Origin of the sequence: Onishia taeanensis (genome assembly GCF_003268885.1) — a bacterium.
GTDB classification, from domain to species: domain Bacteria; phylum Pseudomonadota; class Gammaproteobacteria; order Pseudomonadales; family Halomonadaceae; genus Onishia; species Onishia taeanensis_A.
Map to the genome: position 1 here is coordinate 152,795 of NZ_QLSX01000010.1, position 21,496 is coordinate 174,290.

Annotated in this window: 18 protein-coding genes; 16 read left to right on the forward strand and 2 right to left on the reverse strand. The window is 49.9% G+C overall.

Annotated elements, in window-relative coordinates; genetic code table 11:
- Positions 1–9 precede the first annotated feature (9 nt).
- The 16 genes from BCL93_RS13885 to BCL93_RS13960 all read left to right on the forward strand — a co-directional run bounded on the left by BCL93_RS13885 (position 10) and on the right by BCL93_RS13960 (position 18,961).
- Positions 10–726, forward strand: coding sequence for a cytidylyltransferase domain-containing protein (locus BCL93_RS13885; protein WP_112055857.1), 717 nt, complete (start codon positions 10–12; stop codon positions 724–726).
- Positions 707–1,504, forward strand: a complete 798-nt coding sequence (locus BCL93_RS13890; RefSeq protein WP_112055858.1) for an SDR family oxidoreductase — start codon at positions 707–709, stop codon at positions 1,502–1,504. Before BCL93_RS13885 ends, BCL93_RS13890 begins: the two co-directional genes overlap by 20 nt.
- A gap of 47 nt (positions 1,505–1,551) precedes the next feature.
- Complete coding sequence (locus tag BCL93_RS13895; RefSeq protein WP_112055859.1) at positions 1,552–2,751, forward strand: polysaccharide pyruvyl transferase family protein; 1,200 nt, start codon at positions 1,552–1,554, stop codon at positions 2,749–2,751.
- 65 nt (positions 2,752–2,816) lie between these two features.
- Positions 2,817–3,746 carry a Gfo/Idh/MocA family oxidoreductase gene (locus BCL93_RS13900; RefSeq protein WP_112055860.1) on the forward strand — a complete coding sequence of 310 codons (930 nt, stop codon included), beginning with the start codon at positions 2,817–2,819 and terminating at the stop codon, positions 3,744–3,746.
- Positions 3,724–4,551: an SDR family NAD(P)-dependent oxidoreductase gene (locus tag BCL93_RS13905; RefSeq protein ID WP_112055861.1), complete on the forward strand. Its 828-nt coding sequence runs from the start codon at positions 3,724–3,726 to the stop codon at positions 4,549–4,551. The genes BCL93_RS13900 and BCL93_RS13905 overlap by 23 nt, the downstream gene beginning before the upstream one ends.
- 48 nt (positions 4,552–4,599) lie before the next feature.
- Positions 4,600–5,595 carry a polysaccharide deacetylase family protein gene (locus BCL93_RS13910; RefSeq protein ID WP_112055862.1) on the forward strand — a complete coding sequence of 332 codons (996 nt, stop codon included), beginning with the start codon at positions 4,600–4,602 and terminating at the stop codon, positions 5,593–5,595.
- A 31-nt stretch (positions 5,596–5,626) separates the two neighbouring features.
- Complete coding sequence (locus tag BCL93_RS13915) at positions 5,627–6,916, forward strand: DUF4910 domain-containing protein (RefSeq protein ID WP_112055863.1); 1,290 nt, start codon at positions 5,627–5,629, stop codon at positions 6,914–6,916.
- Between the two features lie 128 nt (positions 6,917–7,044).
- Positions 7,045–8,850 (forward strand): ABC transporter ATP-binding protein, encoded by a 1,806-nt coding sequence (locus tag BCL93_RS13920; RefSeq protein WP_112055864.1) that lies wholly within the window; start codon positions 7,045–7,047, stop codon positions 8,848–8,850.
- Between the two features lie 114 nt (positions 8,851–8,964).
- Positions 8,965–10,395 (forward strand): hypothetical protein, encoded by a 1,431-nt coding sequence (locus tag BCL93_RS13925; RefSeq protein WP_112055865.1) that lies wholly within the window; start codon positions 8,965–8,967, stop codon positions 10,393–10,395.
- Between the two features lie 112 nt (positions 10,396–10,507).
- Complete coding sequence (locus tag BCL93_RS13930) at positions 10,508–12,292, forward strand: asparagine synthase-related protein (RefSeq protein ID WP_112055866.1); 1,785 nt, start codon at positions 10,508–10,510, stop codon at positions 12,290–12,292.
- A 142-nt stretch (positions 12,293–12,434) separates the two neighbouring features.
- The gene (locus BCL93_RS13935) at positions 12,435–13,244 is read left to right on the forward strand and encodes a glycosyltransferase family 2 protein (RefSeq protein WP_112055867.1); all 810 of its coding nucleotides are present in this window, start codon (positions 12,435–12,437) and stop codon (positions 13,242–13,244) included.
- Positions 13,245–13,351: 107 nt separating this feature from the next.
- A complete protein-coding gene (locus tag BCL93_RS17160) occupies positions 13,352–14,455 on the forward strand; it encodes a hypothetical protein (RefSeq protein ID WP_146742498.1) in 1,104 nt (367 codons plus the stop codon).
- 183 nt (positions 14,456–14,638) lie between these two features.
- Positions 14,639–15,850 carry a glycosyltransferase family 4 protein gene (locus BCL93_RS13945; protein WP_112055869.1) on the forward strand — a complete coding sequence of 404 codons (1,212 nt, stop codon included), beginning with the start codon at positions 14,639–14,641 and terminating at the stop codon, positions 15,848–15,850.
- Positions 15,851–16,223: 373 nt separating this feature from the next.
- Positions 16,224–17,114 carry a GNAT family N-acetyltransferase gene (locus tag BCL93_RS13950; protein WP_112055870.1) on the forward strand — a complete coding sequence of 297 codons (891 nt, stop codon included), beginning with the start codon at positions 16,224–16,226 and terminating at the stop codon, positions 17,112–17,114.
- Positions 17,115–17,182: 68 nt separating this feature from the next.
- Positions 17,183–17,761: a sugar transferase gene (locus tag BCL93_RS13955; protein ID WP_258396576.1), complete on the forward strand. Its 579-nt coding sequence runs from the start codon at positions 17,183–17,185 to the stop codon at positions 17,759–17,761.
- A 27-nt stretch (positions 17,762–17,788) separates the two neighbouring features.
- Positions 17,789–18,961, forward strand: coding sequence for a DegT/DnrJ/EryC1/StrS family aminotransferase (locus BCL93_RS13960; RefSeq protein WP_112055872.1), 1,173 nt, complete (start codon positions 17,789–17,791; stop codon positions 18,959–18,961).
- Between the two features lie 95 nt (positions 18,962–19,056).
- Here the strand turns inward: BCL93_RS13960 and tviB are convergent, their stop codons facing one another.
- Both tviB and BCL93_RS13970 read right to left on the reverse strand, forming a co-directional pair.
- A complete protein-coding gene (tviB, locus tag BCL93_RS13965) occupies positions 19,057–20,343 on the reverse strand; it encodes a Vi polysaccharide biosynthesis UDP-N-acetylglucosamine C-6 dehydrogenase TviB (RefSeq protein ID WP_112055873.1) in 1,287 nt (428 codons plus the stop codon).
- A gap of 21 nt (positions 20,344–20,364) precedes the next feature.
- Entirely contained in the window at positions 20,365–21,390 is a 1,026-nt protein-coding gene (locus BCL93_RS13970; RefSeq protein ID WP_309251237.1) for a UDP-N-acetylglucosamine 4,6-dehydratase family protein, read from the reverse strand.
- Positions 21,391–21,496: the final 106 nt, after the last annotated feature.

Genomic DNA, 21,496 nt, shown 5'->3' on the forward strand with positions numbered 1-21,496 from the left:
GTGAACGCAATGATTGAAAGCCAACGCGTCGTGGCCATGATCCCGGCTCGCGGCGGCAGCAAGACCATCCCTGGGAAGAACCTACGTGATCTCAATGGCAGGCCATTGATTGCCTGGACCATTGAGTTGGCCTTGAGCCTCGAGGAAGTGGATCGGGTCATTGTATCCACGGACAGCGAAGAAATTGCCGCCGTTGCACGCCAATATGGCGCTGAGGCCGTTTCTCGCCCTCCCGAGTTGGCAACTGATACCGCCTTGGTCCTGGATGCTGTGCGTGATCTCGCGCATCGCCTTCATCAAGAAGGTGAGGACGCGGCCTATGCACTCCTATTGGAGCCGACGGCACCCCTGCGCCGCGGTATCGATGTGCAGTCCTGCCTGCAACGCTTACATCAAGATGGGTTGGACTCGGTGGCAACGTTCAAGCCCGCCGACCTGAACCCGCACCGGGCTTGGCGCATCCATGACGGGATGCCGGAAACCTTCGTAGAGGGCAGCGTGCCCTGGTTACCGCGGCAGCAATTGCCGGAGGCCTTTCAGCTCAGCGGCGAGGTTTATGCCTTCCGCCTCGACACGCTCGCAAAAGCGACGCGGGGCATGCTGTTCGGGCGGACCGGGGCTGTGATTGTCGATGGAAGGGCATCATTGGACATCGATAACGAACAGGATTTTCTTATCGCGGAATTCATCACCAGGGAGAGCCAGGATGAACAGATCTCTGCATGACTTACTCAATCTTGAGGGACGCACTGCACTAATCAGTGGTGGTGCCGGTCATCTTGGGCTCGCCATGGGTGAGGCGCTTGCCGAGCTAGGGGCCAACGTAGTGATTGCCAGCCGTGATGCCGAACGGTGCAAGGCGATCGCGGCTGGGTGGTGTGATCGTTGGCCAGCCGCGCAGCACCGGGGAATCGCACTCGATGTTACCGACCGGGAGTCGGTAGCCCGCTGCGTAGAGTATTTGCAAGACACTTGCGGCGGTCTGGATATCCTGGTCAACAATGCCTGGTCGGGCCGCAAGAACAGCTGGCAGAGCATTGATGAAGATGACTGGTACTACGATGTGGACATCAGTCTGAATTCAGTATTCCGGATGGTGAAACAGTGCCACCCCCTGCTAAAAGCCAGTGCTGGCAGCATCATCAACATCTCGTCCATGTATGGTCATGTGGCTCCCGACTACCGCCTTTATGAAGGCACTGACCATGCCAACCCGCCCAGCTATGGCGCGGCCAAGGCCGGTGTCCTGCAATTCACTCGCTACCTGGCCAGTTTTCTCTCGCCTGATGCCATACGTGTCAACGCAATCAGTCCGGGGGCCTTCCCGCATGCCATAACCCAGGATAACCAGGCCTTCATGGAGCGCTTGAAGAGCAAGGCCCCCGCAGGTCGCCTAGGAGAGCCAGAGGATCTGAAGGGAGTCGTAGCGCTGCTGGCAAGTGATGCCGGTGCTTACATGACGGGACAGAACCTGTGTGTCGACGGTGGCTGGGCGATCTGGTGAATCGGTGCATCAAGGATGAGCCACGAGAAGGGAAGGTGGGAGACGCGATGAAAGTATGTCTGGTCAACGATACCTCCGATGACCCGAATTGGGGCGCTCGAGCGACCTCTTTGGCGCTTCGCGAGCTGATTCATGAAGCAGGCGGGCAGGTCGAATCGACGCTGTATCAGTACCGTATTGGCATGGCGCAGACGGAGGATATTGCGTCAGTTCGAGACGCTGAGGTTCTATCAGGGCAGGTGGAAGATGTCGCGCCGAGCCGTTGGCAAGAGTTTGAGTCTAGAGCCCGCGAGGTCATGGATGGCGTCATCTTTCCGGAAATATATACCGCTCTGGCCATTAGTGACGTCGTGCTAGTCAGCGGCGAAGGCTGCATCTATGACTGTACCCGGCAAAGTCGCATGATCTACTTCATCGCCTATCTGGCAAAGCGTTTTTTCGGCAAGCCAACGGCGATAGTCAACCACAGTATTGTGATGAACGACCCGGTATTGAGGGAAATCGCCGACCATGTCTATCCGTTGTTGGATGACATCGTGTTTCGCGAGCCAGACTCGGCGTTGGCCTGTTCCCGCGGGCTGGGTCGCGTAGCGTCTGATGCCGCCTATCTGTACCAACCACAAGGCACAGAATGGTGGTCTCGGCTGGGATCAGCTCAGGAATCGTCTCAGGATGAGAACGAAGGCGATATCTTGCGCGGTGGAGCCTTCGATCCGCAGGCTCCTTATGCCTGCATCGGTGGAGGTTCGGTGTATTTTCGTGGACTCAAGCCGGGGTTCGATGCGGTACCGAGCTTCAGCAAACTATGTCGAGCGCTGCAGGCATGTGTCGGGCAGGTCATTCTTACCGCTTCGTCGGGCAAGGATCTGCGCATCATGGAGCCCGTTGCTGAACGCCTCGACCTGCCTTTGGCCGGTGTCAATTTGCCTATCCAATCGGCGGTAAATCTGATGGGGAATGCCCAGGTTTACATTGGCGCTCGCTGGCATCCCAGCATCTTTGCACATAGCGGCGGTACACCGGTCATCGCCCTGAATCGGCATACTGTCAAAATGGATGCCTTTCTCAAGCAGGCGGACATGCAGCAGAGCGCCTTCGATCCATTCGCGATCGAGGATCAGTTTGACGATCTGATGGCAGAGGTCAAAGCACACCTGCAGGCGGGAGAAGGGCTCAGAAGACGCTTGCGCAGCAGGGCGCTTCGGCTCGCCGGTATGGCGCGTGAGAACGTGCGTCTCCTGACCTAAGTCCGTTCTGTCTATTGAATCTCGTGATACCCAACTCCTGCCCTTAATTTAGAGGCTTACGCTCCATGGTCACGCGTGTCGGCATGCTGGGAATGAGTGATGGTAACGGCCATCCGTTCTCTTTCTCCGCGATTATCAATGGTTACTCAGACAATGGGATGCGTCATTCCGGCTGGCCAGGCATCTATGACTACGTACGTCGCCGCCATGGATCGGAATTCGGCGTGGGCGATCTGCGCGTCACCCATGCCTGGACCCAGGACGCCGAACAGACGGCGGCCCTATGCAGGGCCACAAGCATTCCGCATGCCGTCTCGTCACCCACCGATATGCTCGGTGTAGTAGAAGCGGTGATCATCGCTCGGGACGATCATGCCTCTCACCGCCCCCTGGCCATGCCCTTTCTGGAAGCCGGTATACCCGTATTTATCGATAAACCTCTGACACTGGATCTCGACGAGTTGCGCTGGTTCACGCCTTACCTTGAGAGCGGCTTGCTTATGTCCTGCTCGGGAATGCGCTATGCCAAGGAATTGGACGCATGGCGAGCAGGACAGATCGATCATGGCGAGATGAGACTGGTTCGCGGAACCATCGTCAACGATTGGGAGCGCTATGGCGTGCATCTTCTGGACGCCATCCTACCGTTGATGCCATCACGTCCGATATCAGTAAGCGCCCTGCCGGCCGCCCATGACTCCTTGATCGTGGTGATGGGGGACGGTGTGCCGGTCCACATAGATGCACTCGGACAGGTGCCGGCGATGTTTCGCGTAGAACTGATGAGTAGCCACCATATCAGCTGTTTCGATATTACTGACAACTTCTCGATGTTTCGCCGCACTCTCTGGGCTTTCTGGCGGCAGATAGTAGATGGACATCCCGCGATTCCCGCTGTGGAGACAGTCGACGTCATTCGTACATTGATCGCTGGAAAATTAGCGCTCCAGAACCGAAAGGAGGTGTCATTAGGTGGATTCGACAACCTTTTATGACCTGTTTGATCTCAAGGGACGTGTAGCAATCGTGACAGGTGGACTCGGCATTCTGGGGCAGCATTTCTGCCAAGCTCTGGCGGAATTTGGTGCCAATGTGGTGGTGGCCGACCTGGATGGAGAGTCTGCGGAGCGATATGCGGCTGAGCTAGGACGGGATACGGGCGTGCGTTGTATCGGCCTGCCCTGTGATGTCAGCGACGAGGCTTCGGTGGAAGCACTAGTCACTAGCACGTTGGAGCACTTCGGTGCCATCGATATTCTTCACAATAATGCGGCCAGCAAGTCCGATGATCTCGGGGCCTTCTTCACACCGGTAGAAGAATACAGTCTGGCGGAATGGAGAAAGATAATGGCCGTTAATCTGGATGGCGTATTTCTGGTGTCACGCAGTGTGGGTCGCCGCATGATTGAGCAGGGTAGGGGGGGGAGCATCATCCATACTGGCTCCATCTATGGCCAGTTAGGCAGTGACCCACGCATTTATCAGGGGTCTGAATACCTGGGAATCGCCATTAACACGCCGCCTGTCTATGCCGCTTCAAAGGCAGGAGTGTCTGGGCTGGCGCGGTATCTGGCCACTAATTGGGCGTCACACGGTATCCGGGTCAACACCCTGATTCCTGGTGGAGTGCAAAGCGGTCAGAACGCGGCATTCGTCGATCGCTACTCCCAGCGAGTACCGATGGGGCGGATGGGGCAGCCCGACGATCTAGTGGGAGCCCTCATCTTCCTGGCCTCGGACGCCTCGCGATACGTCACCGGTCAGTGCCTGTATGTCGATGGCGGACTCAGCGCCTGGTAGCTCACAAAAGATATTGATAACAATACAGAAGACTAGGTAGCGACGATCATGGCGAATAATCTTACCATCGTGATGTATCACTATGTCCGCCCCTTGAAAGAGTCCCGCTATCCCGATCTCAAGGCTCTTGAATCGGAGAATTTTCGTGGCCAGCTTGATTACATACAGCGTCATTACACAGTAGTGAACATGCAAGACGTCATTGCCGCAACCCGCGGTGAGGCCAGGCTGCCGGAGCAAGCCATCCTGCTTACCTTTGACGATGGCTATCGGGATCACTACGAGCATGTCTTTCCGCTGCTCGTTGAGCGTGGCGTGCAAGGGAGTTTCTTTCCTCCCGCTTGCGCGGTGCGTGAAGGGCGCGTGTTGGACGTCAACAAGATTCACTTCACCCTTGCCAGTAGCACCAATCCACAGCGGCTGATCGCCGAGATATTTGCCGTCATGGATGCTCACCGCAATGAATACGGTTTGCCCGGCAATGCGGAATGCTTTGATGCCTTTTCAAGAGAAAGCCGCTATGACAGTGCCGACGTGACCTTCATCAAGCGCATCCTACAGAAGGGACTGCCGGCGCCGATGCGCGGGTCTCTCATTGATCGCCTGTTTCGTCAATTCGTGACCAATGACGAGCGCGACTTTGCCGCAGAGCTGTACATGGATGATACCCAGCTGCGTGAATTGCTTGACGCCGGCATGTTCATTGGCAGTCACGGTGATCAGCATCTGTGGCTGAATACGCTTAGTGCCGACGAACAGCGGAGTGAAGTTGAGACCAGCCTGGAATTCATGGGTGATATTGGTGTGCCACAACATGATTGGGTCATGTGCTATCCCTACGGCGGTTATAACAATGCCCTACTGGCGCTTTTACGGGAAAAGGGCTGTGCACTGGGGTTGACTGTTGACGTGGGTGTGGCAGATCTAGCTCTAACAGACCCTCTTTGCCTGCCAAGGTTGGACACTAACGACTTACCCAATTCGCTTGACGCCTGCTTAGCACACGGTGAGCCGACCAACGAAGGCCGGCATCTCGAGGCATAAACTCATATGAGTCGTCGTAACAGGACTGCCCATGACTAACATGATGAAACTACTTGCCGACCTGACGCCGCTCAATCGCGTGGTCTGTTCCAGCGACTTTGATGACACCATTCGCTACATGCAGGATATTCTACCATTTCGTGAACATACCTATTCTGCTGATAATAACTATAATGGTTGGGTTATTCCCAATAAATGGGATATCAAAGCCGCTAGAATTTATTATCAGGGAAAAACGATCTACGAGAGCGGACATCCGCTGGCCGTCATGGCTCTCTCCACCTCTTTCAGTGGCACCGTGGATCGCGAGGAACTGCGGCGCCACCTCCATTACGATCATCGTTACCCCGATGCTGTTCCTTTCCACTTCCGTCAGCTCTTTCGTAGTTGGCAACGAGACTGGGGGTTCTGTGTGCCAAAAACCTTCTACGACGGCCTACAGGAAGGGGAGTACGATGTTCTGATCGAGACTGAAGAGGCGCCGGGAACGCTGCGGGTGATAGATTACACTCTCGAGGGGAAGTCCCCTGAAACTATCATTTTTGCTGCCAACTTGGACCACCCCGGTGTGGCTAACGACGGCCTATCCGGTGTAGCGGTGGGAGTGTCCCTGTTTGAGGCATTACGCCGGCGTCAGGAAAAGACCAACTTCAGCTACCGACTGGTACTGGCACCAGGAATCATCGGCAATGAGTATTATCTTGGCCACCTAGCGAGTGCCGAGATAGAGCACTTGCTAGAAGGGGTAATGCTGGAAATGCTAGGTTCACCTACCGAGCTTGCCCTTCAGCATTCTCGTCATCGAGAGTCCAATATAGAGTTAGCAGTGGCCGAGTCGCTAGTAGCGAATGACTGTGAACATCATACCGGGGAATTTGAAAGCGAGTTACTTAACGACGAGTACATCTGGGAAGCCTATGGTATTCCCATGGCGTCCTTGTCACGCTTCCCGTATCCCGAGTATCACACCGATAGCGATAATCTGGATTTAATGCGACCTGAGCGGCTGGAAGAGGCCGTAAAGGTGCTAATGCAAGCAGTCGAGACCTTGGAGTCGAGTTCTATCGTGCGCAAGCGTTTCTCAGGAAACATTTGCCTTTCCAACCCCGAGTATGATCTCTACATTGATCCGGGACAGGTCGCCTTTGGCGATATGCCTGACGAACAGCGCCGTCGCATGCGACTATTGATGGACACAATTCCTACCCTGACTAGGCCTACGAGCATCAATATTCTGGCGGAGAGAGTTGGTTTGCCATTAACGATGGTCGAGAATTATCTCGCAAAATGGGTTCGTCATGGACTGCTGGAACTGACCTGATTTTTCTCGCCTTGTCGATAAGTCTTGAGTCTCATCCAAACTGTTGATTAGTCACTTGTTTATAGGTGTTTTGCAAGTATCGCTGTATTTTTTAAGTGGCTTTCAATCCTTTATTGGGAATGAGTAAAATGTTCAAAAGTATAAAAGAACTGTATTCCCTGTTGAACAAAGAGCAGCGAGATAAACTCCTTGTCATGCAGGTCATGGTAGTTTTTATGTCCTTCTCTGAGCTGGCAGGTGTCATTTCCGTTGGGCCTTTTATGGCCTTGGTTGGTGACATGAGCAGGCTAGAAGGGGACTCCATATTGGCTGAAATCTACCGTTCCAGCGGGGCTTCTTCCCCTTCTGATTTTATCTTCTGGCTTGGTATTGGTGTATTATTACTTCTCAGTATTACTACACTGATATCGGTAGTTACCACCTGGCAACTCGAAATGTTCGGTCATCGTGTAGGGGCGGAACTTTCGAGTCGTTTGTTTAAACATTACATGTACCAGCCCTGGCTATTTCACGCTAATGGCAGCAGCAGTCAATTGTCCAAACAAATTGCTCAGGAGTGTCAGCGTATTACGGTATCTGTAATAACTCCTTTGATGAATATGAATGCCAAGGCTGTTATGGCAAGCCTGATGGCGACGGCACTGTTCATTTACGATCCGCTAGTAGCGACAGTCGGCTTGCTAATTTTTATGATCGCCTATCTTCTGCTCTACCGTACAGTGCGCCGTCGCTTGATCAACAATGGAACGACAGTATCGGAAACCCAAGCGCTACGATTCAAGTTGATGGCAGAGGGTTTTGGAGGCATCAAGGATGCACTCCTGTTAGGTCGGCAGCGCGTCTTTACCGAACGTTTCGAAAAAGTGAGCCAGCGTTTTGCCAATGCGCAGGGAGCTACTCTGGCGATGAGCCAGGTACCCCGCTTTGCGATGGAGTTAGTCGCCTTCGGTGCGGTGATATTCCTCGTGCTTTACCTTTTGGCTGCTCATCAAGGTAACTTGGGCACCATCCTGCCGGTGCTTTCCGTGTATGCGCTGGCTGGCTTCAAGCTTCTTCCGGCCTTTCAGCAGATCTACTCCAGTGTTTCGCGGGTGCGCGGTAATCTGGCCGCATTCGAGTCGATGCGAGATGACCTGCACGCCAGTGCAGTGAGCAGTGTTGATCAGGAGCGGTCTGATCCCGAGAAAGCTGGCCGCTGGGTGCCTCGGCAATCCATTGAATTCCGCGACGTCCACTTTCAATATCCGGGCAAACAAGCGTCTGCCGTAGATGGGCTGACACTGGAGATTACAGCTAATCAAGTGATCGGCCTTGTCGGAGCCTCCGGCTCTGGGAAGTCGACTGCCATCGACCTGCTTCTAGGGTTGATCGACCCCACAAGTGGCCAGGTACTCATCGATGGGGAGCCCCTGACCACTAAGAATAAACGCGCATGGCAGAACAGTCTGGGTCTGGTGCCTCAAAGCATTTTCCTTTCTGATACGAGCATTCGCGAGAATATTGCTTTTGGGCTTCCGCCGTCTTCAATCAATGACGTGCGCGTAAGACGTGCGGCTAATTTGGCTAATCTCGATGAACTGATATCGGAGCTCCCCGAGGGACTGGAAACCGATGTGGGCGAACGTGGTGTCCAGCTCTCTGGCGGGCAGCGACAGCGGATCGGCATCGCCCGTGCCTTGTATCATGATGCCGACGTACTGGTGTTGGATGAAGCAACCAGTGCCTTGGATGGCATCACTGAGCAACTGGTTATGGACGCCATTCATGAGTTTTCAGGCACCAAGACGATCGTCATTATTGCTCATCGCCTCGCTACCGTGAAGCAGTGCGACTGTATCTATCTGATGAAGGATGGACGAGTTATTGATCAGGGGCGATTTCAAGACCTGGTAATTCGTAACGATACTTTTAAGCGGATGGCGGAACGAGCCTGAGTCGTCTCACTACTGTTTCTCCGGCCATTAAACCCTGCCAGTAGGTGGGGTCGGTAATAAATTGCCTGCCAGTGAAAGAATACTAGGCCTTCCATAGCTGAGGAGTTTTTCAGGATGAAAAATATTTTTTTCCTGCTTTCCGTGAGTGAGTCTTTTTTTACTAGCTGTATGGAATTGTTTAAAAAGGATCCTAATAGCAAGAATGTTTACTTGTCTTGCTTTTCATATTGCAACAAAAATGACAGCGATTTATCTGTTTTTGATCATGCTGTGTATTTTAAGGATGCTCTTGAATCCAAAAACAAAATAAGTATGGAAGAATGCCTTCGCCAGGCGAAACGGATGGAAAGCGAGTATCATTTCGTCTTGTCCAGTTTGATCCATGCGGAGCGCAACTTCGATCGCTTTGATAAACAGGATGTATTTCGAATCGCTATTTCAATGGCACTAAAGGTAGAAGAGATAAATTCTTTAAAGCCAATTGAAATGGTAGTATCAGAAGGGCTGGATGACTTCTTAAGTATGTTCCTATATTTTTTCTCCAAAAAGAATGATATACCTTTCAGGTATCCCGTCCGGAGCAGGATAGGTACGGGACTGTATCTGTCTGATGGCCCAGACGGTCATGTCGTCACGGCAAGCTTGCGCAACAAAGGGAAGTCTATGCTTGAGGCCGATGCCTATATAGAAGGTTATTTAAAGGAGAAGATTCAGCCATCATATATGGTCGCGAATAGGCGGTTCTTCAAGGTAGCCAGTAAGCAAGATTTCCTCACCTTGGGAAAGATGCTCATTCGAAAAGATAGAAAAACAACCTTTCACGCATACCAGGATCCCTTTAGTGCCGTGAAGAAGAGGGTGGTTAGGATAATCAATGCATCAAGATATGCTTCATGCCTGAGCAAGAACGAAGCTGATATTGAAAAACTTTCAGAGATGGGGTTGAAGTATTTTATTTATCCTCTGCATTTTCACCCAGAAGCATCAACGCTTGTAAAAGGACGTTGGATAAATAACCAGCTGCAGATTATTGAGTTTATCTCAAAGTCATTACCTGCAGATTGCGTTTTGCTTGTAAAAGAACATAAGGTATCTATTGGTAGGAGAGAAAGAAGTTTTTATGACGAAGTTGTCAAGCACCATAATGTGATGCTGGTTAGCCACAAGCTGAATCCTCATGATCTGATAAAGCGTTCCTGCGGAGTGGTAACCATATCCTCTAGCATGGGGTTAGAAGCAATATTTCATGATAAAGCCGTTATATGTTTCGGCGATGTTTTTTACAATCAGGTAAACGGAGTGGTAAATGCGAGAAATATCGCCAAAATGAATGAGTATGTGTTGGAAGCCCTGAGTTTCAAAGGGTACTCACAAGGTGATGTTAGATGTCTTATATATGAAATAATCACCTCGTCAGTTTTTCCGGAGAAGGATTTTAGTCCACACAAATATGCAGAGGAACACTGTGAAGTCTTCCTGGATTTACTCGCAACGGATATTGATTTTGTCATCCACGGTAAAGCGTTGAGGAAAAATGTAGCATAGCCTTCATCTGTTGGTTTTGGGTTTTACGGCTTTATTATTATTGGTAATTATATCTAATAATTTTCCTAAGAATAAATTTCATATCGATTATTTTTCCCGGCGGGAGATTTAAATGTGCGGCATCTTTTTTTGCAAAATACTTGATGATGCGGGTTGCGGTCCTGCCAATCTGGATGTGCTGTTTTCCAGCTCTCTTGAAAAAATGAGGTACCGCGGGGAAGATAACGTCGCTGTAAGAAAAATAAATGGGCTTTACTTTGGTCATTCTCGTCTGGCGATAAATGGTTTGAATCCGGGCTCCAATCAGCCTGTAGTAACTGATGACTACGCTCTGATATTTAATGGTGAATATTATAATTATAAAGAAAATTATGCGCATAAGGGGTCGGATACTCTGGCGCTATTCGATCATTTATTGGAAAAGCCGAATGCCCATTCTTCCGTGAATGGTCCATATGCCTATGCATGGTACGATATAAAAAATGGAAAAGTGGTTTTTCGTAGAGATGTTTTTGGCGAAAAGCCACTTTATTACTATAAGGATGCGAATATTTTTCTGGTGTCATCCACTCTTAAATCCATTTTGTTTTTTGTCAAAGGGATCGGTGGTAGGGTGCAGCTGAATATTGATGCTTTACGCTTTGACTATGTGTTAAATGGTTTTATTAGAGAGCCTGAAACCGTTTGGCAAGGCATATATGAGATCCCACCTAACCATTCACTTGTTTTAAATGGAATAGATATCTCCTTGAAGAAGGAAAGTTTCTCTTTTCCATCCGATTTTGGACCTGCAGTAGCTGAAAGTTATTTGAAATACTCGTTAATCACTAGGGATGTTGATGCTGCGTTATTGCTAAGCTCAGGAGTGGACTCTAGTTACCTTCTGGTCAAGTCGATTGAAGCGGGCGCCGGATTGTCACTGGTAACTTATGGAGGAGGTGATGGGTACGGCGAAGTTAGTGAAGTTGAGAATAACCTATCTTTTATAGACTTAAAAGATGCTGGTTGTGAGTTCTCACCACTCCAGAAAGTTAGTGAAGGTCATCCAGGCTTTATCAGCGAAGAAATCGCATTTTATGCAGGGGTTATGGAGCAACCCACCTCCGATGGTCTCCAGGTTCACAGGATTTTGCAGCATTTAAAAAGTGAGTTTCCTCACCTTAAGGTAGTATATTCTGGTTTGGGCGGTGACGAGATATTCGGAGGCTATCCTTCTTTCAAAAATTACCAGCTGATAAATATATTAGCCAGTATTCCTAACTCATTTCTCCTTGTTCCAAAGATGAGAAGGTTTTTAGAGGGAAGAAAAATACTGGGTGAGTGGGGAGTCATGGCATACTATTTTCTCTATAGGGCTGATTCCTGTTTCGTAAAAAAAGAGCACAAGGACACATTGAGAGAGTCTTATAGACGATTTAAGAAAGGCGTTTATGAGTCGGTGCCATCAGAGCTTATGGAGCGATACAAGGGCTGCTCTAGTATGCAGCTAAAGTTGCTTGAGACGTTTGATTACTGCAAGAACCAGTTGCTGAGGGATATGGATAATATCTCCATGCATCATGGCGTTGAAGCAAGAGTTCCTCTACTTAATCCGCACCTGATTATGCAGCCTGTAGACAATAAAAAGGGCCTGAAAGAATACGTTGAAGCTAGGACGAAAATATCTTTTGGAAAGAAAAAAGGATTTTCTATTCTAGATCATGATTGTTTAGAAATATATAAAAATTCTTTGAGTAGCAATCAGGAGGTTCTTAATGCAGTCTTTGGGGAAAAAGTCTGCAATATAAATTGTCTTCTGGATATTGGTGCGATGAGAAAATTCTCCTTTATCGCTGAATGGTTGAAGGTGAATGTTGCAGTTTGTGATGTTGATGGAGAAACGTTGGTTGCAAGATAAAGTTAAGTGATTTATTTGAAACTAATAAGAAGATTTCTGCAATTTGCTCTAGTGCCTTAAGCTTTTCCTTGAAGTCGGTTTAGGATGGTAGCCATCTCATGTATGGATGCCGTTAACATAAGAGCATGTCGAGAATAAAATTATGGATGATGTGCGCACCCCTCTTGTCAGTTTTTATATGACGGTAAGGAATGGTTTTCCATTTCTTCCTAAAGCCATTGAAAGTATTAAGAATCAGACATATTTAAACTGGGAAGCTGTGATCGTTGATGATGGCTCAAGCGATGACTCTGTGAAATACTTGCGTGAAGTCGAGAGGCAGGATTCACGCTTCAGGATTATTGCAACAGAGGGGGTTGGCCGTGGTAAAGCATTAAATATGGCGATTGAAAATGCGCGCGGCGTATATGTTGCGAACCTGGACGCTGATGACTTGGCACATCCCCAACGTATTGATATCCAGGTTAGCATCCTGATAGCTACAGGAGCCCTATTTTTATATAGTGATGCCGAGTTTGTGTATGATGATGGCGTTGCTGACTGGACGCCCATATCCGGGCCATTTAATAACCATTTGGATGATGTGTCGATGGAGTTGATGAAGAGAAATCCAGTCAGCCATATAAGTGTCATTAGTCAAAGAAAAAGCATTCTGGAAGTAGGTGGTTATAGCCAAACAAGAAAATCGCAACTTGATTATGAGCTTTGGTTTAGGCTTGTAAAGCATGGCATTAAGTTGCAGAAAATGGGGTACACTCTTGTAGCTAAGAGGATCCATACTGGCCAGTCTTTCGAGAATAAGCGTCGAATGAAATATCTTTTTTCTAGTACAGCTCTGCAAAATAAAATAATCACGGAGATGCAGGGCGGGATACGGTATCGGATATATCCTGCTTTAAGACTTCTGTACGGATTGCTACCTCAGAAGTTGCGGGTTCATATCAGGCAGTAGTGTTAATTCCAATAACTCCCTTTTTGCCTCTCATAGAAATGAAATTAAGGTTCTATCTTTAGGTTCTTTCCAGGGAATTAAGGTTTGTCAGATAGGTAGGTGGAAAAATGATTTGGTTAATTTGGTTCACATTGGTTTTTGCTAGTGTTTTAAGCCCGCTGTATGTTTATCCTAGTGGAAGCGCTCAGCCTACTGACTATGTTTTTTTGGCCCTCGTTTGCTTGGTTTATGTTCATGCTCTAGCCACTTCAAGGGAGCTCCCTCTGGCTAAGATTCCGATTTATTGGGGTCTGCTGGCATTCTGGGTATTTGTACATTGCCTGGTTTCATCTTTAGTTCTCCAGTCCTCCGATTTTTATAGAACAATGGCGTTCTGGGTTTATAATACTGCAGTGGCATCCTGTTTTTTGTATTTGCTTGGGATGGGGCCTAAGAGCAAAATTTATATTGAATGGGGCATTTGCCTGGGTCTAATAACCTCTGGGGTTGGTGTAATCCTTTCACTAGGTGTAGAAGGTCGTGCGGTTGGTTTCTTTAATAATCCCAATCAGCTCGCTTTCTTTTCCTTGTTAGGAATCTCTTCCTTGTTGGTTCTTGCCAGGATGAGATTGCTCGTCAAGCCTCTTATTATTTTAGCCGTTTTGTCTGGCATTTTAGGTATCTTTGCGGCTGCATCATTAGCAGCAATCGCAGGCTTCTTCTTGGTGGTGGTGGGGTACTTGTTGGCGAATTTACAACCAAAACAGCTTTTCCGTTTTTCGGTTATCCTTTCGCTGCTTTTCATGACCTCGTTGCTGGTTGATGATAAAGCTGTGACTAGAATATCTGAAAATATTTATAGTAGGTCGGTTGTGGCAGAGGGGAAATTTGATTCTATAGGAGAAGAGAGGAATTATGATCGCATTTTGGCTTTTCCAGAATATACTCTTGTAGGAGCAGGTGAAGGCCATCTTGATCGTTTTTATCCATATGATAAAAACGAAATACATTCAAGCCTTGGTAATTTGTTGTTTGCATATGGGGTTCCTGGTATCGCGTTATTTATGGCTCTTCTTTATTCCGTTTTGCGTAGTTCTCCACCACCCATCTGGTTCGTCGTATCAGGGCCCATTGTTTACTCATTGACCCATATGGGCCTGAGAACGACATTGTTTTGGATCTTCTTGGCTATAGTTTGGTCAGAATATGGCGCAAAGAAAAGCTATGCTTGAATTCAGGATTTTAAATCGAGTTATTTTTTCATGTGGTAGTCTATGTTGGCTTGTGTCGTAAATTTTTTTATTTATTATCCATAGTTACCTGATCTTGGTTGTTGTTCCTGCTACATGCCCTCCTAGCTTCTGCATACTCGGCATAATTAACTACAATCGCTACGAACTAAGGGCAGGGGGAAGATGAAACGATTCCTGATGATTGCCAGTTTTCCTGATTCCCTCGTCACTTTCCGTGGCCAACTGCTCGATGCATTGCGCGAAAATGGATATGAGGTGCATGTCGCATGCCCTGACATTCGTACGGGCAGTGCGGTTCGTGAGCATTTGGAGTCCAGGGGGATCATCGTGCATGACATCCCGATGCAACGCACGGGGATAAACCCGTTGGCCGACCTCAAGACACTCGGCAATCTCTACCGCCTGATGCGCAGTATTCAGCCAGATGTTGTCATGGGTTACACCATTAAACCGGTGATCTATGGAACCCTCAGTGCTTGGCTGTGCCAAGTCCCCAGGCGGTTCGTGTTGGTCACTGGGCTGGGCTATGCATTCAGTTCAGGCCAGTCGATAAAAATGATAAGCAAGCGGAAGGGGTTGTTGATGATCGTGCGGTTCCTGTATCGGTTGTCACTGGCTGGGGCCCACAAGGTGTTCTTCCAGAACCACGATGACCAGGAACTCTTCCGCCAACTGAAAATTCTCCCAGTAAAGACACCCTCGCATGTCGTCAACGGCTCGGGAGTCGACTTGGTCCAGTACGCTGTGGCGCCACAGGCAAAGGGGCCGGTGAGATTCCTGCTGATCGCTCGCCTGCTTGGGGACAAGGGTGTACGCGAGTATGTTAAGGCTGCCCGACAGGTACGCCAGGACAATCCAGAGGTGGCTTTCTCCTTGGCCGGTTGGATCGATGACAACCCAGATGCCATATCTCAGCAGGAACTAGATACTTGGATCGCTGACGGCACGGTCGATTATCTTGGGTGTCTCGATGATGTGCGACCCGCTATCGCCGCTTGTCATATTTATGTATTACCCTCTTATCGCGAAGGTACACCTCGTACGGTACTTGAAGCCATGGCCATGGGCAGAGCCATCATTACCAGCGACGCACCTGGGTGTCGTGACACAGTTACTGATGGGAGTAACGGTCTCCTAGTTGCGGTTCGTAATGCCACTCTGCTAGCCGATGCCATGCAGCAGCTCATCGGTCGTCCTGATCTGATAAATACAATGGGAAGAATATCGCGAGAGATTGCAGAGACAAAGTACGACGTACATAAAGTCAACGAAGATCTTCTTATTCAAATGGGACTTCTCTTACGAACCTGTAACCACCTGGGCGCTGCTGAGGTTGAAAAACTTCAAGGTTTTTATGGTGAGAATAGTCTTTGATGGCATTGCCCTGCCTCTGCTTGAGAAAGTCGACGAAAAAATGATTAATAAGGCAAAAATCACACCGGAAGCGAAGTTTTAGGGTGTTGTCCTGTATTTTACGCACGATCTGATATTTAACGCCGTATGGCTGAGTGAAAGCATTTTAAACTTCTCATATGCGAGGTTGCTTCGGTGGTCTCATGTGAACTATATTTCAAATCAACCTCTCTCTCGAAGACTGCTTCATTTTTCATTACACATTACATGTGAGTTAGGACTGTGGCCCTATGACTGTTAAGGAAAGAGGAGACTATTGATCTGCTACTTGAAAGAGCCAACTTGGATGAGGCCTTTCGTTATTGAATGAATCTCCTGAATAAAAGGTGGTAGTATGATTGATAATCAATATGCAATGTTTTTGCAGAGTTCTGGCGAAGAAGTATTTATTTCCAATAATATTTTTTGGCATAAGTACAATGGTTTTATTGTTCCAGCTTATCTGCCGCATGTCACACCGACGATCGATGAATTCACTGCAAAAAAAGCAATGAAATATTCGAAGTCGCCCTTCGCGAGATGGAATAGCAGTTTTGGTCAAAATGATGAAGCAAGTTGGTGGTATGTTGTGCGTCAGGCACCTTATTCAATGCAACAATGCAGCAAAAAAACACGCAGCAACATTCGCCGGGCTATAAAGAATCTTATTGTTAGGCCGGTTTCTCTAGACGAAATGCAAGAGCAGGGGTATGCAGTCTGTGAAGCTGCTGTGGTACGGTATGGAAATTCAGCCTTCCTTCCTAGTCGCGCTGAATTTTCTCGCAGACTTACGGCTGCAGGCGCATTTTATGGAACTGTAGAGTATGTTGGTGTCTTCGTAGAAGAGAAAATGATCGCCTTTTCCGAAAACCATATTCAAGATAATGCAGTGTTTTGGGAGAGTATCTGGTATGATCCTGAGTACTTAAGGCTTGGCTCCAGCTATGCGTTAATTCATTTTATGTTAGAATATTATTTAAATACAAGAAATATGAAGCATGTTTCTGATGGTTGTCGTTCGATATACCATGAAACTAATTTCCAAGACTTTCTTATTCGTAGGTTTGGTTTTGAGAAGTTTTATTCAAAACTTGAGCTGGTTTACTCTCCTTGGTTTTATTTTATCGTCTCTCTTTTATACCCTTTTCGTTGTGTACTTGACGCATTGCGTGCTTGTCGTGCTCCGATTCTCGCCAAGGGGCGTGCTGTTTTATGCCAAGAAGAAATAAGGCGGTCTTTTTTGTAGTTCTTAACTTTTTTGTGTCTTTTTTTTGGGTGCATATTCACATGGGTATATCGCAAGAGCACCAAAGGATGTTAAAGCGCTTATTTGATGTAACTCTGTCCTTAGCTGGTTTGCTTTTGTTGAGTGAGCTGATCCTGCTGTTTTATCTTTTCTCGTGCCTGGATACAAGAAGCAATGGCATTTTCAGGCAAAGGAGGATAGGGCGACATGGGAAAATATTTCACTTATACAAGATAAAGACAATGAAAAGAATCTCTGGATTTGACTCTACTGTCACGACAGCCAAAGACCCCCGCATTACACGTTTTGGGAGATGGCTCAGGAAGACAAAGGTTGATGAGCTTCCACAGTTGTGGAACGTCTTTGTCGGAGACATGAGTTTTGTGGGACCTCGGCCAGATGTTCCAGGGTTCGCCAATACGCTGACTGGGGAAAAGGCAATTATATTGAGCGTTCGTCCCGGTATTACAGGTCCTGCGACGTTGAAATACCGAGACGAAGAATCACTCCTGGCTGACAAGAGTGATCCTGAGCGTTATAATCGTGAAGTAATCTATCCAGATAAGGTCATGATAAATATGGATTATGTCCAAAATTGGACATTTATTTATGACTTGAAGATTATCTTCAGGACCCTATGTGGGTGAGTTACTTAGTGATGTGAAGGTGAAATTATGACTACTCCCTCATTTTCTCCCTGGCCTGCTTTCACTGATGAAGAAGCCGATATCGTCAGGCAGGTGCTACTTTCCAACAAGGTGAACTACTGGACCGGTAATGAAGGGCGTTTATTCGAAAGCGAGTTTGCTCGCTTTGCGGGTGCCGAATACGCCGTTGCTGTCTCCAACGGTACCACGGCCCTGGACCTGGCAATGAAGGCGCTGGGAATCGGTGCAGGTGATGAAGTGGTGGTCACTTCTCGAACCTTCATGGCGTCGGTGTCCTCCATCGTCACCGCTGGTGCAGTGCCTGTCTTCGCGGATGTCGATCGCGACTCTCAGAACATTACGCCTAACACCGTCGTGCCTTTGATTACGTCGCGCACCAAAGCCATTATCGCGGTGCACTTGGCTGGCTGGCCCTGTGACATGGACGGTCTGATGTCGCTCGCAGAAAGCCGCGGTCTCTATTTGATCGAGGACTGTGCTCAAGCGCATGGGGCTACCTGGCGCGCGCGCAGTGTTGGTGGGATCGGGCATGTCGGCGCCTGGTCCTTCTGTCAGGACAAGATCATGTCTACCGGCGGGGAGGGGGGCATGGTCACCACCAATGACCGGTCTCTGTGGCAACGGATGTGGGCCTACAAGGATCATGGCAAGAGTTGGGAGGCGGTCTACGAGCGGGAGCATCCGCCGGGTTTTCGCTGGCTGCATGAATCCTTCGGCACCAACTGGCGCCTGACCGAGATGCAGGCGGCCATTGGCCGGCTGCAGCTGCGCCGGATGCCGGACTGGACACGGCAGCGTCGTGACAATCTGGAGCGGATTTGGCAGGCGGCGAGAGCCTGTGGCCTGCGGGTGCCTGAGTTGCCAGGGCATGTCGGACACGCCGCTTACAAGGCCTATGTGTTTATTGATCCGCTGTCGCTGCGGCCTGGGTGGGATCGTGATCGGATCATCGACGAAATTCAGCAGCGGGGAGTTCCGTGTCTGGGGGGGAGTTGTTCCGAGGTGTATCGCGAAAAGGCCTTCGATGACACGGGGTGGCAGCCAGCTCATGCCTTGCCGGTTGCCGCCGAACTGGGGAAGACCAGCATCATGTTTCTTGTCCATCCCACGTTGACCCCGGAGGAGATCGACCGCACTTGCCTGGCGTTACAGGAGGTAATGGTTCTGGCTGCGGGCTGATCTTTGCAGAGCGCAGATATACGAGGCCAGCATATACATGAAACGCCCCCGACCGAGAGATACCTTGGCCGGGGGCGTTGTTTTATGTGCCAGGGTTAGAGCCGTAAGTCGGCCTCGCCATTCCCCAGCAGGTACTTCAGATCGAACAGCACGTGGTTGGGTTTGCCCCAGGAGCGTATACGGTCAATGCCATAGTCGCGGAATTCATCGTGGGCGACTGCCAGTATCATCGCATCATAGCTCCCTTCATCCGGCCGCTCGACGGGGCGGATCGCATAGGCACGCTGGGCTTCGTCACGATCGGCATGAGGGTCTAAGACATCGACCATGACATTGAAGTCCCCCAGTTCGCGAATGATATCGGTGACACGTGTATTGCGCAGGTCCGGGCAGTTCTCCTTGAACGTCAGGCCCAGGATCAGCACCCGTGCGCCTTGCACGTGGATCCTTTCCTTAATCATCTGCTTGACCAACTGGCCTGCCACATAGGCGCCCATACCATCATTGATACGTCGGCCTGACAGGATGACTTCCGGGTGATAGCCCACCTGTTGGGCCTTGTGCGTCAGATAATAGGGGTCGACACCGATGCAGTGCCCGCCCACTAACCCTGGCCGGAAGGGAAGAAAATTCCACTTGGTTCCCGCCGCCAGCAGGACTTCTTCGGTATCAATTCCCAAGCGGCTAAAGATCATGGCCAGCTCGTTGATCAGAGCGATGTTCACATCGCGCTGAGTGTTCTCGATGACCTTGGCGGCCTCCGCGACCCTCATTGAACTGGCTTTAAAGGTGCCTGCCGCAATGACCGATGCATAGAGGGCATCTACGAAGGTTGCCGCAACGGGAGTCGAGCCTGAGGTCACCTTCCTGATCGAGGTGACACGATGTTCCTTGTCGCCTGGATTGATGCGCTCTGGGCTATAGCCGGCGAAGAAGTCGCGATTGAAGACCAGCCCCGAGCCTTGTTCGATGACAGGAATGCATTCCTCTTCGGTGGCACCCGGATAGACGGTCGACTCATAGATGACGACATTGCCTGGCGAAATGACGTGAGCCACCGTCTGGCTGGCCTTGCGCAAGGGCGTCAGATCCGGGCAGTGCTGTGCGTCGATCGGTGTTGGAACCGTGACTATATAGACATTGCATTCCCGAAGTCGCTCGACAGCATCACTGAAGTCGAGCTGTTTTGCGCATCTGAGCTCATCGAATGAGACTTCTCGCGTGGTGTCGATGCCATCGGTGAGCTGCAGGATGCGATGGGTATTGATGTCGAAGCCCAGCGTCGGGTAACGCTTGCCGAATTCCACGGCCAGAGGCAAGCCCACATAGCCCAGTCCAATCACGCCAATACGAATAGAGTCCAACTTCAGGGTCAGGTCCATGATCCATTGTCCTTGTGATAATCAGAAGTGGCTGTCCTTGGCCAGGGCCGCGGTCGAGAGGTTGAGTTGAGCTGACACCACCTTTGGGGCTATTGGTGATGGGGTGGCGGCTCTTTGGCTGACTTGATGCCTTTCCCTGTCAACGACTGGAGCCTCTGTGGGCTGATGTGCCTTTGCATCCCCGTATTGCTGGAGCCAAAGTAGGTCGGAAATAGGGTGGTTGGGGTGGTAAGCGATGGGGGCTTCCAGCAACAGTTCTCTGATAGCTTCGTGCTGGACCTTGGCCACGGCGTTATGCAAACGACGAAGGTAATCTTCTAGACGCGGCCATTCCCAGCTGGTTTCCCATGCAGTCATGATGCGTGGATGTGCCGTCGATGTGGTGTTGGTGCCGACCAGCAGCTCCTCATAGAGCTTTTCCCCTGGGCGCAGGCCGCTATAGTGGATAGCGATGTCGCCATCTGCGCTGTCCTCGGTGATCAACTCCAATCCCGAGAGGCGGACCATTTGCTTTGCCAAATCGGCAATTTTGATCGGTTCACCCATGTCCAGAACAAACACATTACCGCCGCTACCCATTGCACCTGCCTGAATCACCAATTGAGCGGCTTCGGGGATGGTCATGAAGTAGCGCGTTATATTGGGGTGGGTCACCGTAATCGGTCCGCCATCGCGTATCTGGCGCCTGAACAAAGGCACAACGGATCCGGATGAGCCCAGGACATTGCCAAATCTGACCATGCAAAAACGCGTCTTGACCTGCTCACTGGACAGGGCCTGGCAGATGAGCTCTGCAAGACGCTTGGTCGTGCCCATGACATTGGTGGGCCGCACGGCCTTGTCTGTCGAGATCAAAACGAAGGTTTCAACGCCGCAATCGATAGCCGCCTGCGCGGTCTTCAGCGTGCCGAAAACATTATTACGGATGCCCTCGGCCATGTTGTGTTCCACCATCGGCACGTGCTTGTAGGCAGCGGCATGATAGAGCGTCTGCACACCAAAGCTGCGCATGAAAAGCGTGAGACGTGGCCTGTGCTGGACGGACACCAGCAGTGCCTTGATCCCGCCTCATTCACGAGGGCTCTGAATCGGGCAGTCTGAAGCTACTGTCCGGAGGCAGGTCTCATCAGGATCCGTATCTCCGGCGTCAGAG

Bases quoted from the DNA above. Each gene is read 5' to 3' on its own strand.
- BCL93_RS13885 (WP_112055857.1), top strand. From the start codon at position 10: ATGATTGAAAGCCAACGCGTCGTGGCCATGATCCCGGCTCGCGGCGGC.
- BCL93_RS13890 (WP_112055858.1), top strand. From the start codon at position 707: ATGAACAGATCTCTGCATGACTTACTCAATCTTGAGGGACGCACTGCA.
- BCL93_RS13895 (WP_112055859.1), top strand. From the start codon at position 1,552: ATGAAAGTATGTCTGGTCAACGATACCTCCGATGACCCGAATTGGGGC.
- BCL93_RS13900 (WP_112055860.1), top strand. From the start codon at position 2,817: ATGGTCACGCGTGTCGGCATGCTGGGAATGAGTGATGGTAACGGCCAT.
- BCL93_RS13910 (WP_112055862.1), top strand. From the start codon at position 4,600: ATGGCGAATAATCTTACCATCGTGATGTATCACTATGTCCGCCCCTTG.
- BCL93_RS13915 (WP_112055863.1), top strand. From the start codon at position 5,627: ATGACTAACATGATGAAACTACTTGCCGACCTGACGCCGCTCAATCGC.
- BCL93_RS13920 (WP_112055864.1), top strand. From the start codon at position 7,045: ATGTTCAAAAGTATAAAAGAACTGTATTCCCTGTTGAACAAAGAGCAG.
- BCL93_RS13925 (WP_112055865.1), top strand. From the start codon at position 8,965: ATGAAAAATATTTTTTTCCTGCTTTCCGTGAGTGAGTCTTTTTTTACT.
- BCL93_RS13930 (WP_112055866.1), top strand. From the start codon at position 10,508: ATGTGCGGCATCTTTTTTTGCAAAATACTTGATGATGCGGGTTGCGGT.
- BCL93_RS13935 (WP_112055867.1), top strand. From the start codon at position 12,435: ATGGATGATGTGCGCACCCCTCTTGTCAGTTTTTATATGACGGTAAGG.
- BCL93_RS17160 (WP_146742498.1), top strand. From the start codon at position 13,352: ATGATTTGGTTAATTTGGTTCACATTGGTTTTTGCTAGTGTTTTAAGC.
- BCL93_RS13945 (WP_112055869.1), top strand. From the start codon at position 14,639: ATGAAACGATTCCTGATGATTGCCAGTTTTCCTGATTCCCTCGTCACT.
- BCL93_RS13950 (WP_112055870.1), top strand. From the start codon at position 16,224: ATGATTGATAATCAATATGCAATGTTTTTGCAGAGTTCTGGCGAAGAA.
- BCL93_RS13955 (WP_258396576.1), top strand. From the start codon at position 17,183: ATGTTAAAGCGCTTATTTGATGTAACTCTGTCCTTAGCTGGTTTGCTT.
- BCL93_RS13960 (WP_112055872.1), top strand. From the start codon at position 17,789: ATGACTACTCCCTCATTTTCTCCCTGGCCTGCTTTCACTGATGAAGAA.
- tviB (WP_112055873.1), bottom strand. From the start codon at position 20,343: ATGGACCTGACCCTGAAGTTGGACTCTATTCGTATTGGCGTGATTGGA.